Here is a 14225-nt window from a genome sequence, read left to right on the forward strand (position 1 = left end):
GCGCTCAACTTGGGAATTCGCCGCGCGTGAAGTCTTCGTCGAGGGCGATGGAGTCGGCAATCTCGTCCACCGTGACCGGCTTGATCGGCGCGCGGATGCGGTAGTAGCCGACCTCGGCAACCGGACGCTCCTGCACTTGCGCGATCAGTTCGCCGACCGTCGTGCCGCACCAGCGGCCCTGGCACGGTCCCATGCCGCAGCGCGAGAATGCCTTCATCTGGTTCGGGCCCTGGCAGCCGAGCGCCGCGATGCCGCGCACTTCGCCCGCCGTGATTTCCTCGCAGCGGCACACGATCACGTCGTCGGCGGGACGGCGCAGCGCGGCGCGTGGCGTGTAGAGCGCATCGAGCAACGGCCGCACGGCAAGGTGCCGCTTCAGCGCACGCAAGGCGGGGCGGCTGCGCGCATCGCGCGTCGGCGCGTCCAGCACGCCCAGTTCCCGCGCGATCTCCAGCGCCGCCAGCGTGCCCGCGAGCGCCGCCGCCTTCGCGCCGCCGATGCCCGCGCCATCGCCGGCAATCCAGACACGCTCGACGCTGCTGCGCCCGCGTGCATCGGTGCGCGGCCGCCAGCAGGCCGAGGCCGTATCCCATCGATGCTCGCAGCCGAGCGAGCGCGCCAGTTGTGTGGAAGGAATCACGCCCTGATGCAGCAGCACGAGCGATGTGTCGATGGCACGCGGCACGCCATGTTCGTCGACGAAACGCACGCGCTCCGCATGAGCCTCGCCTTCGATGGACACCACGCGCGCGCCGCGATGCACCGGAATGCCCGCGCGCTTTACCGCGCGCATCATGCGGACGCCCTTGAGCAGATAGTCGGCGCCCGCGAGCGCGGGCAGGGCGTGCGGAAAGGCGGCGCGCCAGGCATCGCGCGGCGTGGTGTCGATGATGGCGCGCACCTGGCGTCCCGCGTTCAGCAACTGCGACGCGAAAAGCCACAGCAACGGTCCGCATCCGGCCAGCACCGCATCCCGCGACGGCGCGAGCCCCGACGACTTGAGCAGCGTCTGCGCCGCGCCGACGCCCATCACGCCGGGCAGGGTCCAGCCGCGCACCGGCCACGGACGCTCCTGCGCGCCGGTCGCGACCAGCACGGCGCGCGCCGCGATGTCCAGCGTGCCGCCGGCGTCGGCGCCGTGCGGCCGGCGCGTCAGCATGGCGACCGCGCGGCCGTCCTCGAAGGCAATCTGCCATACGGACGCACGCGACAGCAGCCTCGCGCCACTGGCGTCGAAACGTTCGATCAGATCGCGCCCCGCCAGATAATCGTCGCCGAGCACGCGGGCGTCGGCGAGCGGCGAGTGCCCGAGGTTGCGGTAGATCTGCCCGCCCAGGGCTTCGCCCTCGTCGGCGACGATCACCTGGAGACCCGCCCGGCGCGCCTCGATGGCCGCCGCCATGCCCGCCGGTCCCGCGCCGGCGATCAACAGGTCGCAGAGCGGCTGCGTCGACAGTTGCGTCATGCGAGCCTCGCCCGGCCGTCCATTGCGCGCACCCGCATGCCGTCGCGCACGCGCGTCATGCAGGCCTGCACGTTCGGCACGCCGTCGATTTCGACGAGACAGTCGAAGCACACGCCCATCATGCAGAACGGGCCGCGTGGCGCGCCGCTGACCGGCGTGGTACGGCACGCGGCGAGACCGCTTTCGAGCAGCGCCGCCGCCACCGTGTAATGCGGCGGCACGCGCCGGAGCGTGCCGTCGAGGTCGACGGACACCATCGGCGTCGGCCCGGTGGCGAGGGATTCAAAGAGCGTGGACATCGGCGGAACTCGAAAAGCGCGTGGCGACAAAAGGGTGAATCAGCGCGGGCGGCGCACCGCCCGCGATCCATGGCGCGATGACGTCCGCGTGCGCGGCAGCCAGCGTCACCCCGCTGTGACAGATGGCGAGGAACGCGCCCGGATGCGCGCGCGATTCCTCGTAGACCGGCAGGCCGTCGGGCGTCATGATGCGCAGCGCGCCCCACGCCCGCACGATGCGCGCGTGCGCAAGCAACGGAAACGCCGTGCGCGCGCGCCGCGCGATGTCGGCCATGACGGCGCGGGTCTGGCCGTCGTCGAACCCGACCGGTTCGGCGGAATCGCCCAGCAGGACCGAGCCTTCGGGCGTCTGCCGCACGACCAGCGTCGGATAGTCGAGAAACGGCGCAAGCCGCTCGGTCACCATGATCTGTCCGCGCAAGGGCGTGATGGGCGCGTGCATGCCGACCATCGGCGCGAGGCGGCGGTTGTCGAGCCCGGCAGCGAGCACGACGCGTTCTGCTTCCAGCGTGCCGCCGGATGTATCGATCTCGAAGCGGTCCGCGCGCGGGCGGATCTCGCGCACTTCGTTGCGCGGCAGGTAAGTGCCGCCGAGCAGCGCAAAGCCCTGCTGCAGGGCGCGCAACGTGTAGAGCGGGCTGGCGTGGCCATCGTGGGGAGAGTAGAGCGCGCCCGCGAGCCGGTCCGACGCCGCCGGCACACGCGCCTTCAACGCGGCAGGGTCGAGCACCTCGTAAGTGAGTAACGGGTCCTGCGCGCGGATCGATTCGAGCAGGTTTGCACCTGCTTCGAGTTGCTCGGCGGTTTCACAAAGCTCGATGCCGCCAGGCCGCTCGAAGCCGGTATCGACGCCGGTCTCGCGCCGCAGTTGCGCCGCGAATGCACCCCAGCGTTCCGACGACTGGCGCGACCACTGCGCATAGGGCAGACAGCGACCGCCCTTGCCCTGCACCCAGACGAGCCCGAAGTTGCCGCGCGCCGCGCGATGAGTGGAGTCCGCGCCGTCGCAGACGGCCACGCGCTTGCCCGCGCGGGCGAGTCCGTAAGCGATCGCCATGCCCACGAGACCGCCGCCCGCCACGACGTGATCGAAGCGGCGCGCCGTGTTATGGACCGGTTTGTCCTGCATGAATGAGGTTTCCTGCCTGCTTTTACGGATCAAGGACGAACTCTGACGGCGGCAAAATACGCCGTCAAATGTCGATTTGTCCGTCACCTATAATCCAGTGTTATGACCTCCTCCGACCTCAAGATCCGCCAGATCGAAGCGTTCCGCGCCGTGATGCTGAGGCATACCGTGACGCGCGCCGCCGAATCGCTGCATATCTCGCAACCCGCCGTGAGCCGTCTCATTGCCGATCTCGAAGAACGCGTGGGCTTCGTGCTGTTCGAGCGTCAGCAGGGCCGGCTCGCGCCAACGGCCGAAGCGCGCGTGCTGTTCGAGGAAGTGGAGCGGGCGTTCGTCGGCATGGACCGGATCGCGCAGGCCGCGCAGCAGATTCGCGCCATGCGGCGCGGCTCCTTGCGCGTGGCGGGATCGCCCGCGGTGGCGCTGGACTTGTTGCCGGCCGTGATCGCGCGCTTCGTCGAGCGTTATCCGGGCATCGACGTGATCCTGCTCGCACATAGCGCCACGACGGTGGTGGAGAAGATCGCGTCGGGACAATGCGATGTCGGCTTGATCGCCGAGCCCATTCCGCATCCCGCCGTGAAAAGCGAGCGGCTCGGCAACGCCGTCATGCGCTGCATCGTGCCGCGCGGACATCGGCTGGCGCGGCGCGCGTCGCTTAAGCCGGACGACTTGCGCGGCGAACGTTTCGTGTCATTCCCGCAGAGCTTCGACGCACGCAGCGCCATCGACCGCGTGTTCGTGGAGGCAGGCGTGAGCCGCGACCTCGTGATCGAGGCGCAACTGTCGCAAGCGATCGTCGCGCTGGTGGCGAACGGCGCGGGCGTGGCGCTGATCGATCCGGTGACTGCCGCCTATGCCCGGCCGCGCGTGGCGGTGAAGCCCTTCACGCCTGCCGTGCCGGACCATTTCTACATCGTGACCAACGCCTCGCAACCGATTCCGGCCGTCGCGCATACCTTCTGCGATGCTGTCAGGGAGGCGTTCGGGCGGCTCATCGCCGACGGCTGAAGCCTTCAGCTTTCAGCCCGACCGCCCCACGACCGTAGCCGCATCTCCGCCGTTAAGCCCGTGCCGCTCGGAGGCATCGTCGATCGTGCGGTCCGGGTGAATCCTGAGCGTCATCAACGCGCCCAGCAGCAGGAACAGCAGCGAGCCCACGAACGGCAGGCTCCAGTTGCCGGTGGCGTCGATCACCACGCCGAACACGACCGGCGAGATGATCGTCGCGAGCGCGGCGCCCGTGTTCAGCATGCCGCTCGCGGTGCCGGCGTGGAGCGGGGCGATGTCCATCGGCACGGCCCAGATCGGGCCCACCGTCAGTTCGAGCATGAAGAACGCGCCGGACAAACACGTGGTGGCCACCGTCAGGTCGCGGCTCAGCATCACCGGGATCATGAAGCCGAGCGCACCCAGCAGGCTGAACGCGATCACGCCCTGACGCGCCTTCCTGAGGCTGCCGGTGCGCTTGAGCACGCGGTCGCTGAGGAAGCCGCCGGTCACGTCGCCGACCACGCCCGCGAGAAACACGCCCGACGCGAAGATGGCCGACTCCTTCAGGTTGAGTCCATAGCCATGCAGGAAGAACAGCGGCACCCAGCTGAAGAACAGCGTGTTGCTCCATACCTGGCAGAAGTACACGAAGATGGTCGGCGACATGCGGCCGAAGATGCGCCGCCAGGGCGTCGCGGCGCGCGCCTGCGAAGGATCGGCGGCGGGCGGCAGCAGCGCCAGTTCGGCTTCGTTGATGCGCCGGTGCGCGCGCGGGTCGTCGCGGTAGTACCAGACCCACACGACGATCCAGATCGCCGTCAGCACGCCGACGATGACGAACGACAGACGCCATGAATAGAGCGTGGCGAGCAGCGCGATAAGCGTCGGCGCGACGGCATTGCCGAGCCGCGACGACGAGTGCGTGATGCCCTGCACGAAGCCGCGGTCCTTCATCTGGAACCAGTTGGCGATGGCGCGCGCTTGCGCGGGCAACGCGGCGCCTTCGCCGATGCCGAGCAACAGACGCGCCGCGCACAGCGAGGCCAGTCCGCCGACCATGCCGGTGGCGATGGTCGCGACCACCCAGATCGCGCCGCAGACGAACAGCGTGCGGCGCGCGCCCATGCGGTCGGCGAGCCAGCCGCCGACGATCTGAAAGATCGCATACGTATAGCCGAACGCCGAGAACGCGACGCCGAGCGTGGTGTTTGACAAGCCCAGCTCGGCCTTGATCGGCCCGGCGGCCGCGGCGAGATTCACGCGGTCGAGATAAAGAATGAACGACATCGCGCAGAGCAGCGCGAGCACCACTTTCTGAACCTGCGTGCGCGGGGCGCGCAGCGATTGCGAAACCATGTCTCCTCCAGATGCGATGGCCGTGTCGGCGCGTGCGTGCGCCGCCGGCCCTTCTATTCACATTGCCTTGCTCAGGCGGTGGCGGCTTGCGTCGAGTGCGCCATGCGGCAGGCGAGATCGAACGCGCGCGCCATGGCGGTCCCGCTCGCGCGTCCCTGTCCGACGATGTCGTATGCGGTGCCGTGCGCGGGCGTCGTCACCGGGATCGGCAGGCCGCCTTCCACGGTCACGCCCACTTCGAAGCCGAGCAGCTTGGTCGCGATCTGCCCCTGGTCGTGATACATCGTGACGATGCCGTCGAGTTCGCCGGCGCGGGCGCGCAGGAAAATGGTGTCGGCGGGATAGGGGCCGGTGGAGGCACAGCCGCGTTCAGCGGCGAGGCGCATGCCCGGCTCGATGATGTCGGTCTCCTCGCTGCCGTAGTTGCCGTGATCGCCGTTATGCGGATTGAGGCCGCACACGCCGATGCGCGGTTGCGCAACGCCCGCCGCACGCAGCGCCGCCGTCAGCATGCCGATGGCGTCCGCCACCGCTTCCGGCGAAAGCCGCTCGGACACTTCGCGCAATGGAATGTGCGAGGTCACGCGCGCGGTCCACAGCGGGTCCAGCACGTTGAGTTCGCCGCACACGCCGCGATGGTCCAGCAGCTTCGCGAACCAGCGCATCTCGTCTTCTTCCTGCATGCCGCCGGCGCGCAGCGCGCTCTTGTTGAGCGGGCCGAAGCACACGGCATCGGCATGGCCTTCGGTGACGTGCTGCACGGCGAGCCGCAATGAATCGAGCATGAAGCGGCCGCTCGCCTCGCTGATGACGCCCGGCTCGAACACGGTGTCGCTGCCGGCCCACGGCAAGATTGTGAGCCAGTCGCTGGCCTGCGGAACCGGCACGTTCGCGGCGGCGGCGCCCCGGGCGAGGGCGTCGCGGTTGCCGATCAGCGTGACGTGGGCGCGCTGGCGCGTGGCGGGATCCGCCAGCAGACGCGCGATGATCTCCGCGCCGATACCGGCGGGGTCGCCGATGCTGAGCGCAATGCGTACGGGAGTTGAAGTCATGAAGCTCCGGCGATGACAGTGGGAACGCTCCGCTTCTTGCGAGCGGAAAGTCCTTACGTTAAGGACAAACACGCGCTCACGCCATCGCTCATTGGCTTATGCAGGTTTCGCCTTTTGCGAAACCGGCTGCGCCAGCAGGTCCAGCACGGCGAGCGTCGAGGACGACAGCTCATCGGCGGGAAGATGGCACAGCAGCATCTGGCGCACCGGCCACGTGCCTTCGATCGGCAGGATGCGGAAGCGCTTCCCGTCGGCCAGCACGCGCGCCACGCCCAGCGGCATCACGCCGATGCCGACGCCCGCCGCGACCATCGCCGTCATGCTGTCGAAGCTGCCGACGCGAATGCGCATGTGCAGGGTCCGGTCCATCTGGCTGGCGAGACGGCTGAGCGCGATCGAGATGGCCGAGCCTACGGTAAGGCCGATCACGTCGCAGTCGAGCAGGTCGGCGGCGCGCACTTCGGTGTGCGCGGCGAGCGGATGATCGGCGGTGGTCAGCACGACCAGCCGGTCTTCGCGATACGGGCGCGTCGGCAGATCGAGCCGCCCGAGCGAGGCTTCATAGATGCCGATATCGACCGTGCCGCGCGTCAGCGCCTGCATCACGCCGTGACTGTTGGCTTCCTGCAAGTCGATGTCGATACCCGGATGCGCCGCATGGCAGCGCTGCACGTCCTCGGCGAGGAACTGCAAGACCGCCGACGTGCACGCCGCGATCTTCACGACGCCGCGCGCGCCTTGCCGGAACGCGGCGGCATCTTCATGCATGCGCTCGGCGGTGTGGATCATGCTGCGCGCGTGAGCCAGCAACGCGCGGCCTGCGTCGGTGAGGGTCATGCCGTGCGGACGGCGTTCGAACAGCGCGACGCCGAGTTGCGTCTCCATTTCGCTGATGCGCCGTGATGCGGCAGCGGGCGCCAGCGCGAGGCGCTCGGCGGCCTTGGTGATCGCGCCCAGTTCCGCGGTAGCCTCGAACAGGCGCAGCGTCTTCAGGTCGAACTGGATGCGGTCGGAGCGGCGCGTCATGGCTTGCCTGATGAAAGGAACGTGCCGATTCTAGCGCGGGCGCGCCCCGGCACCGTCAGCCGATTATTCACACTTCGTGCAGAATCACTTCACCGTTATGCGGTCGAAGCGCGGACGCGCGGCGACTAGAATGGCCACCATCGAACCATCAAGGAGACGAGCAGCATGAGCAAGTCCTATCGCATCGCCGTGATTCCGGGAGACGGCATCGGCGTGGAAGTGATGCCCGAAGCGCTGCGCGCGCTGGATGCCGTGAGCAAGCGTTTCGGCATTGCGCTGGAATACGAGCATATCGAATGGGCCAGTTGCGATTACTACGAAGCCCACGGCCAGATGATGCCCGACGACTGGAAGACGCAACTGCAAGCCTGCGACGCCATCCTGTTCGGCGCGGTGGGCTGGCCCGCGAAGGTGCCGGATCACATTTCGCTGTGGGGTTCGCTGCTCAAGTTCCGCCGCGAGTTCGACCAGTACATCAACCTGCGGCCCGCGCGCCTGTTCGAAGGCGTGCCTTCGCCGCTGGCGAAGCGCAAGGCCGGCGACATTGACTTCATGATCGTGCGGGAAAACACCGAGGGCGAGTATTCGTCGGTGGGCGGCGTGATGTATGAAGGCACGGAGCGCGAGTTCGTGTCGCAGACGTCCATCTTCACGCGCAAGGGCTCGGAACGAGTGCTCAAGTTCGCCTTCGACCTGGCGCAGAGCCGCGCGAAGAAAATCACCGTGGCCACCAAGAGCAACGGCATCTCGATCAGCATGCCGTGGTGGGACGCGCGTGCCGCCGAAGTGGCCGCGCAGTATCCGGACGTGACGTGGGACAAGCAGCACATCGACATCCTGTGCGCGCGCTTCGTGCTCAGCCCGGACCGCTTCGACGTGGTCGTCGCCACCAACTTGTTCGGCGACATTCTTTCGGACCTGGGTCCGGCCTGCACGGGCACGATCGGCATCGCGCCGTCGGCGAACATGAATCCGGAACGCGACTTCCCGTCGCTGTTCGAACCGGTCCATGGCTCGGCGCCGGATATCGCGGGCAAGGGCATCGCCAATCCGATTGCCATGATCTGGTCCGCCGCGATGATGCTCGAGTTTCTCGGCGAGCAGCAGGCGCACGACGCGATCCTCGCCGCCATCACCGACGTACTGAAGGACGGCCCGCATACCGGCGATCTCGGCGGCAAGGCCAGCACGAGCGAAGTGGGCGGCGCGGTGGTGGCGCGCCTCGGCTGAAGCGGATCATCGACAACGGGGACACGGCATGACTCAGACCGATGCAAGCAGCGACGGCGACGTCCGTCTCGTCATCGAGGGCGCGGCGGCGCACGTGGTGTTCGACCGCGTGGCCGCGCACAACGCGATGACCTGGCACATGTACGAGCAACTCGAAGCGATCTGCGAACGCCTCGCCGCGTCACGTGACGTGCGCGTGGTGACGTTTCGCGGCGCGGGCGGCAAGGCCTTCGTCGCGGGCACCGACATCCGGCAGTTCGGCGCGTTCGAAAGCGGCGAGGACGGCGTGAACTACGAGCATCGCATCGAGCGCATTCTCGGCGGCATCGATGCATTGCCGATGCCGACGCTTGCCATCGTCGATGGCTGGTGTGTGGGCGGCGGGCTCGCGATTGCCGCCTGTTGCGACCTGCGCATCGCAACGCCCAACGCGAAGTTCGGCGTGCCCATCGCGCGTACCTTGGGCAACTGCCTCGCGATCGGCAATACGGCGCGGCTCGTCGCCGAGTTCGGCATCGGGCGCGCCAAGCGCATGCTCGTGCTGGGCGACATGCTGAACGTGGATGACGCGCTGTCCGCGGGCTTTGTGTTCGAAAGCTGCGAGCCGGATCAGCTCGATACGCGTGCCGCCGCGCATGTGGATCGGCTCGCGCGCAATGCGCCAGTCACGATGCGCGTGACCAAGCAATCCATCTCGCGCATGCTCGCCGCTCTGCCGCTGCAAGGCGACGATCTCGTGCGCGAGTGCTACGGCAGCCGCGATTTTCATGAGGGCGTCGCGGCGTTCACGGAGAAGCGGCCGCCGGTCTGGACGGGCGAGTGACGCCGGGCGGCGCGCTCCTCGCTCACTCTCTCACTTTCACGCTCAAACACGCGACGCGCGGGCCGCAAGGTCAGCGCGTCGCTTTCGCACGTCCGTCATCCGCACGTACCCGCATCGCAACTACGGGAAATACCGTAGATTTGCCGTACCAACTTATATGATAACTTCGTCATACAACAAAGCGGTTGCCATCGGAAGGCGATGACGGGCTGCGGTTTTGCAGGCTGCATCGCCACAGAATAAATGGAGACGACATGCAATCAGTGACGCGGCGCAGTTTCCTCAAGACCGTTTCCGCGGCGACCGCCGCCGGCGCCATGACGGGCTGGTCGGGCAGGGCCAGCGCGGCGGAGTTCCGGCTCAAGTACGCAAACTTCCAGCCTGTCACGCATCCGATGACCGTGCGCGTCAAGGAGATGGCGCAGAAGATCCGCGAGGAATCGAACGGGCGCGTCGAGTTGCAGGTCTTTCCCAATGCGCAGCTGGGCTCGGATGTCAGCATGTTTTCGCAGCTGCGGGCGGGCTCCATCGACTTCCTGACGTACTCGCCGCTCTCGCTCGGCGTGATGGTGCCGGACGCGCAGATCAGCGGCGTCGGCTTCGCGTTTCCGGACTATGACGCAGTGTGGAAAGCGATGGACGGCGACCTTGGCGCCTACGTCCGCCAGAAGATCGACGCTACGCCGCTGTTCGCCTTCGAGAAGATCTTCGACGGCGGTTATCGCCAGATCACCACCAGCACGCGCCAGATCACGCAGCCCGACCAGTTGAAGGACCTGAAGATCCGGGTGCCGTCGAGCCCCTTGTGGACCTCGGTGTTTCGCGCATTCGGCGCGTCGCCGACGACGCTGAGCCTCGAAGAGGTGTACTCGGCGTTGCAGACGCACGTGGTGGACGGGCAGGAGAATCCGCTCGTGCTGATCGACACCACGCGCTTCTATGAAGTCCAGAAATACTGCGCGCTGACCAATCACATGTGGGACGGCTTCTGGTTCCTCGGCAACACGGCGAATTTCAAAAAGCTGCCGCCGAACATGCAGGAGATCGTGCGCCGCAATGTGAACGCCGCCGCGCTCAAGGAGCGCGCCGACGTGAAGGCGCTCAATGATTCGCTGATCACACAACTGAAGGGGCACGGCTTGCAGTTCAACGAAGTCGATCACGCGGCGTTCCGCGATCGCCTGAAGAGCGCGGGCTTCTATGCCGACTGGAAGAAGCGCTTCGGCGACACGCTGTGGGCGAAGCTCGAACAATACACCGGCAGGATCGGCTGATGCAGAGCGCCGTCTACAAGAAAGGCGAGGCGGCGCGTCATCCGCTGCAGCGCATGCTCGTCTGCGCGAGCCGCGCGGCGATGCGGCTGGCCGGCGCGCTGGCGGCGTTGCTCGTGGTGGCCGAAACGGTGATCCTGTTCGCGGGCGTGGTGGCGCGCTATGCGTTCGATGCGCCGCTCGTCTGGTCGGACGAACTCGCGTCCATCCTGTTCGTCTGGCTCGCGATGTTCGGTGCGGCGCTCGCACTCGATCGCGGCGAGCACATGGCGATGACCGCGCTCGTCAGCCGGCTGCCCGCGCGCTGGCAGACCTGGTGCCGCACGGTCGCTGCGATGCTGGTGTGCGTGTTCGTCGCGCTGATCATCGTGCCGGCCATCGGTCACGCGCAGGCCGACATGGCGATCACCACGTCCGCGCTGGAAATTCCCGTGGGCCTGCGCACGGCGGCGCTGCCGGTTGGCGCGATCCTGATGCTGATCGCCTCGCTCGCGGTGCTGGTGCGTGAAAGCTCGCCGCGTCAGCTGGCGCTGGCCTTCGCCGTGCTGGGCGCGATCGGCGCGGCGTTGTGGTTCGCACGTGAACCGCTGGCCGCGATGGGCAATTACAACCTGCTGGTGTTCTTCGTGCTGCTGCTCGGCATGGCGATCGCGGCCGGCATTCCCATTGCCTTCGCGTTCGGTGTGGCCACGGTCACGTACCTGAACCTGGCGGCAGGCATCGACGTGAGCATCGTCGTGAATCGCATGGACGAGGGCATGTCGCAGATGATCCTGCTCGCCGTGCCGCTGTTCGTGCTGCTCGGCGCGCTGCTCGATCTGTCCGGACTGGCGCGCGCGCTGATCGAATTCATGGCGGCGTTGATCGGCCATCTGCGCGGCGGCCTGCAATTCGTCCTCCTGGTCGTGATGTTCCTCGTTTCGGGCGTATCGGGCTCGAAGGTAGCCGACATGGCCGCCGTCGCGCCCGCGCTGTTTCCCGAAATGAAAGAGCGCGGCTGCGATCCGCGCGGACTCGTTGCGCTGCTGGTCGGATCGGCGGCGATGACCGAGACCATTCCGCCGAGCATCGTGCTCATCACCATCGGCGCCGTATGCGGCATCTCCATCACCGCGCTGTTCACCGGCGGCCTGCTGCCCGCGTGCGTCGCGAGCCTGGCGATTGCGGCCGTGGTCTGGTTCAAGACCCGTTCCGAACCGAAAAGCCTGTTCCGCCGTGCGCCGCCGCGCGAGATCCTGCGCGCCTTCCTGGCCGCGTTGCCCGCGCTCGCCCTGCCGGTGCTGATCCGCTCGGCCGTGGTCGAAGGCGTCGCGACCGCGACCGAAGTGGCGACCGTCGGCGTGGCCTATACGATTGTCGCGGGGCTCGCGCTGCATGCGTTTCGCCGGCATATCGAGTTCCGGCGGCTGTATCCGATCCTGATCGAAACCGCCAGTCTGTCGGGAGCCATTCTGTTCACGATCGGCATGGCGACGGCCATGTCCTGGGCGCTGACGCAGTCGGGTTTCTCGGCGTCGCTGGCCGCGTTGATGGAGAGCGTGGCGGGCGGGCGCATCGGCTTCCTGGCCATTTCGATCGTCGTGTTTCTTGTGCTCGGCAGCGTGCTCGAAGGCATTCCGGCCGTCGTGCTGTTCGGTCCGCTGCTGTTTCCGGTGGCGCGCGCGCTCGGCATCGGCGACGTGCACTATGCCATCGTGGTCGTGCTGTGCATGGGCGTCGGCCTGTTTGCGCCGCCCTTCGGCGTGGGCTTCTATGCGGCGTGCATGATCGGCAAGACCTCACCCGACGGCGTAATGCGCGGCGTCGTTCCGTATCTGCTCGCGCTGCTGCTGGTGATCGTGGTGGTCGCGTTCGTGCCGTGGATTTCGACCGGATTCCTGCCGACATGACCCTGCCCATCTTCGACGCCCACCAGCACTTCTGGGACACGCGCCTTAACACCTATCCGTGGCTGTGCGGCGAGACCATCGCGAACTTCCGCTATGGCGACTATCGCACGATCCGGGCGCCGTACCTGCCGGAAGATTACCGGCGCGACACACAGCGTTTCCGGCTTGCGGGGAGCGTGTATATCGAGGCGGAATGGGAGCCGCGCGGTCCGCTCGGCGAAATGGAGTACATCGCGGAACTCCGGCGGCGGGAAGGCTTGCCGAGCGTCGCCGTGGGACAGGCGTGGCTGGATCGCCCGGATCTCGACGCGACGCTTGCGGGACTGACGCGCCATGCATTCGTGCGCGGCATCCGTCACAAGCCCCGCGCCAATGCCGCGCCGGGCATGAGCGCGGCGGGCGGCATGAGCGACGCGGCGTGGCGCGCGGGTTATGCGCGGCTTGCGCAACACGGCCTGCATTTCGAATTGCAGACGCCGTGGTGGCATCTGCACGAAGCGGCTGAATTGGCGCGCGATCATCCGGATACGCGCCTTGTGCTGAATCACACCGGTCTGCCCGCCAATCGCAGCGCCGCCATGCTCGCGGCGTGGCGCGATGCCATGGCCGAGCTCGCGCAATGCGATAACGCGTGGGTCAAGATCTCGGGTCTGGGTCAGCCCGGCATGCCGTGGACGGCGGAAGCGAACGACTGGATCGTGCGCACGACCATCGAACTGTTCGGCGCCGGCCGCTGCATGTTCGCGAGCAATTTCCCGGTGGACAGCCTGTGCGCGACGTTCGACGAAATTTATGACGGCTTCTTCGAGATCGTGCAGGACATGAGCGAGGCCGATCAACGGCGCCTCTTCCATGACAACGCAGTGGCGTTTTACGCGCCAGCCTGATTCACCCCTTTGCACCACGCGCCGGCTTTTCGATCACCGTATCGAGCCGCGCGCGCGACAGCCGTTGCGCGGCCGCGCCGCGGTCGCCGCTCCAGAAACTGCGATCCACCTGCTGGATGCGCATGGCCGTGCGCTGCATGTGCGCGTGCGCCGCCTGACGCGCGGCGTCGGGGTCGCGCGCCTCGATCGCGGCCGCGATGGCTTCGTGTTCCGCGCGGACGTCGTCGGCGAGATCGGCGCGGCGCGCCTCGTTGGTCCGCGTGATGCGGATGGCGTCCTGGAGCGCGTGCGTCAGCATCGACAGGAGTTCGGTGAAGTAGGGATTACCCGCCGCGCGTGAAATGGCCAGATGGAATTCGAGGTCGGCCTCGACGCCGTCGCCGCCTTCGGCCACCGCGCGGTCGATGGCCTTGAGCGCACGCCGGATCACGCTCATTTGCGCCACCGTGCGCCGCTCGGCGGCCAGCGCCGCCATCTCGGCCTCGATGCCGCGCCGCAACTCGATGATGCGCACCACGCCCGCCGCCGGATTGACCTCGTCACGCGCGAGACGGAACACCTGCGCGGCCTTCGGATCGAGCACGATGGTGCCGCTGCCCTGGCGCGTGTCCACGAGCCCCTCGGACTTGAGGCGCGAGATGGCCTCGCGGACCACCGTGCGGCTCACGCCGTACTGCTCGGTCATGAACTTCTCGGTGGGCAGGCGCGCATTCACCGGGTAGTAGCCGCTGCGGATCTGATCCACCAGCAGCCGCGTCACGCGGTCGGCGAGGGTGGATTCGTCGTTGTTCATCCTGGCGTCTTG

The 14225-nt window shown here is 67.5% G+C and carries 13 protein-coding genes; 6 read left to right on the forward strand and 7 right to left on the reverse strand.

What is annotated here, in order from left to right; genetic code table 11:
• Positions 1-4 precede the first annotated feature (4 nt).
• From QCE64_RS14505 to QCE64_RS14515, 3 genes are read right to left on the reverse strand one after another with little or no spacing between them, the layout of a single operon-like run.
• Positions 5-1465, reverse strand: a complete 1461-nt coding sequence (locus tag QCE64_RS14505) for an NAD(P)/FAD-dependent oxidoreductase (protein ID WP_310004467.1) — start codon at positions 1463-1465, stop codon at positions 5-7.
• Complete coding sequence (locus QCE64_RS14510) at positions 1462-1764, reverse strand: (2Fe-2S)-binding protein (protein ID WP_404987376.1); 303 nt, start codon at positions 1762-1764, stop codon at positions 1462-1464. Before QCE64_RS14510 ends, QCE64_RS14505 begins: the two co-directional genes overlap by 4 nt.
• Positions 1748-2893, reverse strand: a complete 1146-nt coding sequence (locus QCE64_RS14515; RefSeq protein WP_310004469.1) for an FAD-binding oxidoreductase — start codon at positions 2891-2893, stop codon at positions 1748-1750. The genes QCE64_RS14510 and QCE64_RS14515 overlap by 17 nt, the downstream gene beginning before the upstream one ends.
• 102 nt (positions 2894-2995) lie before the next feature.
• Between QCE64_RS14515 and QCE64_RS14520 the strand changes: the two genes are divergently transcribed.
• Positions 2996-3904: a LysR substrate-binding domain-containing protein gene (locus QCE64_RS14520; protein WP_309920845.1), complete on the forward strand. Its 909-nt coding sequence runs from the start codon at positions 2996-2998 to the stop codon at positions 3902-3904.
• Positions 3905-3916: 12 nt separating this feature from the next.
• On the opposite strand, the gene QCE64_RS14525 is transcribed toward QCE64_RS14520, so the two are convergent.
• The 3 genes from QCE64_RS14525 to QCE64_RS14535 all read right to left on the reverse strand — a co-directional run bounded on the left by QCE64_RS14525 (position 3917) and on the right by QCE64_RS14535 (position 7320).
• On the reverse strand, positions 3917-5242 hold the full coding sequence (locus tag QCE64_RS14525; RefSeq protein WP_310004472.1) for an MFS transporter: 1326 nt from the start codon (positions 5240-5242) through the stop codon (positions 3917-3919).
• A gap of 71 nt (positions 5243-5313) precedes the next feature.
• Positions 5314-6294 (reverse strand): 4-hydroxythreonine-4-phosphate dehydrogenase PdxA, encoded by a 981-nt coding sequence (locus tag QCE64_RS14530; protein WP_309920852.1) that lies wholly within the window; start codon positions 6292-6294, stop codon positions 5314-5316.
• Positions 6295-6390: 96 nt separating this feature from the next.
• Entirely contained in the window at positions 6391-7320 is a 930-nt protein-coding gene (locus QCE64_RS14535) for a LysR family transcriptional regulator (RefSeq protein ID WP_309920855.1), read from the reverse strand.
• A 165-nt stretch (positions 7321-7485) separates the two neighbouring features.
• Between QCE64_RS14535 and QCE64_RS14540 the strand changes: the two genes are divergently transcribed.
• From QCE64_RS14540 to QCE64_RS14560, 5 genes are all read left to right on the forward strand, one after another.
• Positions 7486-8550, forward strand: coding sequence for a tartrate dehydrogenase (locus QCE64_RS14540; protein WP_309920859.1), 1065 nt, complete (start codon positions 7486-7488; stop codon positions 8548-8550).
• A gap of 28 nt (positions 8551-8578) precedes the next feature.
• Positions 8579-9373: an enoyl-CoA hydratase/isomerase family protein gene (locus tag QCE64_RS14545; protein WP_309932084.1), complete on the forward strand. Its 795-nt coding sequence runs from the start codon at positions 8579-8581 to the stop codon at positions 9371-9373.
• Positions 9374-9627: 254 nt separating this feature from the next.
• Positions 9628-10647 carry a TRAP transporter substrate-binding protein gene (locus QCE64_RS14550; RefSeq protein WP_310004474.1) on the forward strand — a complete coding sequence of 340 codons (1020 nt, stop codon included), beginning with the start codon at positions 9628-9630 and terminating at the stop codon, positions 10645-10647.
• Complete coding sequence (locus tag QCE64_RS14555; RefSeq protein WP_309920868.1) at positions 10647-12533, forward strand: TRAP transporter large permease subunit; 1887 nt, start codon at positions 10647-10649, stop codon at positions 12531-12533. Before QCE64_RS14550 ends, QCE64_RS14555 begins: the two co-directional genes overlap by 1 nt.
• The gene (locus QCE64_RS14560) at positions 12530-13420 is read left to right on the forward strand and encodes an amidohydrolase family protein (RefSeq protein ID WP_310004476.1); all 891 of its coding nucleotides are present in this window, start codon (positions 12530-12532) and stop codon (positions 13418-13420) included. Before QCE64_RS14555 ends, QCE64_RS14560 begins: the two co-directional genes overlap by 4 nt.
• A gap of 1 nt (position 13421) precedes the next feature.
• Here QCE64_RS14560 and QCE64_RS14565 read toward each other — a convergent pair whose 3' ends face one another.
• Complete coding sequence (locus tag QCE64_RS14565) at positions 13422-14213, reverse strand: FCD domain-containing protein (protein ID WP_310004479.1); 792 nt, start codon at positions 14211-14213, stop codon at positions 13422-13424.
• Between the last annotated feature and the right edge of the window lie 12 nt (positions 14214-14225).

The sequence above is a fragment of the Caballeronia sp. LZ043 genome (genome assembly GCF_031451075.1).
GTDB lineage: Bacteria > Pseudomonadota > Gammaproteobacteria > Burkholderiales > Burkholderiaceae > Caballeronia.

What these genes read in the sequence shown, in the direction of transcription:
- QCE64_RS14505 (WP_310004467.1), bottom strand. Translation starts at nt 1,465, where the DNA reads ATGACGCAACTGTCGACGCAGCCGCTCTGCGACCTGTTGATCGCCGGC.
- QCE64_RS14510 (WP_404987376.1), bottom strand. Translation starts at nt 1,764, where the DNA reads ATGTCCACGCTCTTTGAATCCCTCGCCACCGGGCCGACGCCGATGGTG.
- QCE64_RS14515 (WP_310004469.1), bottom strand. Translation starts at nt 2,893, where the DNA reads ATGCAGGACAAACCGGTCCATAACACGGCGCGCCGCTTCGATCACGTC.
- QCE64_RS14520 (WP_309920845.1), top strand. Translation starts at nt 2,996, where the DNA reads ATGACCTCCTCCGACCTCAAGATCCGCCAGATCGAAGCGTTCCGCGCC.
- QCE64_RS14525 (WP_310004472.1), bottom strand. Translation starts at nt 5,242, where the DNA reads ATGGTTTCGCAATCGCTGCGCGCCCCGCGCACGCAGGTTCAGAAAGTG.
- QCE64_RS14530 (WP_309920852.1), bottom strand. Translation starts at nt 6,294, where the DNA reads ATGACTTCAACTCCCGTACGCATTGCGCTCAGCATCGGCGACCCCGCC.
- QCE64_RS14535 (WP_309920855.1), bottom strand. Translation starts at nt 7,320, where the DNA reads ATGACGCGCCGCTCCGACCGCATCCAGTTCGACCTGAAGACGCTGCGC.
- QCE64_RS14540 (WP_309920859.1), top strand. Translation starts at nt 7,486, where the DNA reads ATGAGCAAGTCCTATCGCATCGCCGTGATTCCGGGAGACGGCATCGGC.
- QCE64_RS14545 (WP_309932084.1), top strand. Translation starts at nt 8,579, where the DNA reads ATGACTCAGACCGATGCAAGCAGCGACGGCGACGTCCGTCTCGTCATC.
- QCE64_RS14550 (WP_310004474.1), top strand. Translation starts at nt 9,628, where the DNA reads ATGCAATCAGTGACGCGGCGCAGTTTCCTCAAGACCGTTTCCGCGGCG.
- QCE64_RS14555 (WP_309920868.1), top strand. Translation starts at nt 10,647, where the DNA reads ATGCAGAGCGCCGTCTACAAGAAAGGCGAGGCGGCGCGTCATCCGCTG.
- QCE64_RS14560 (WP_310004476.1), top strand. Translation starts at nt 12,530, where the DNA reads ATGACCCTGCCCATCTTCGACGCCCACCAGCACTTCTGGGACACGCGC.
- QCE64_RS14565 (WP_310004479.1), bottom strand. Translation starts at nt 14,213, where the DNA reads ATGAACAACGACGAATCCACCCTCGCCGACCGCGTGACGCGGCTGCTG.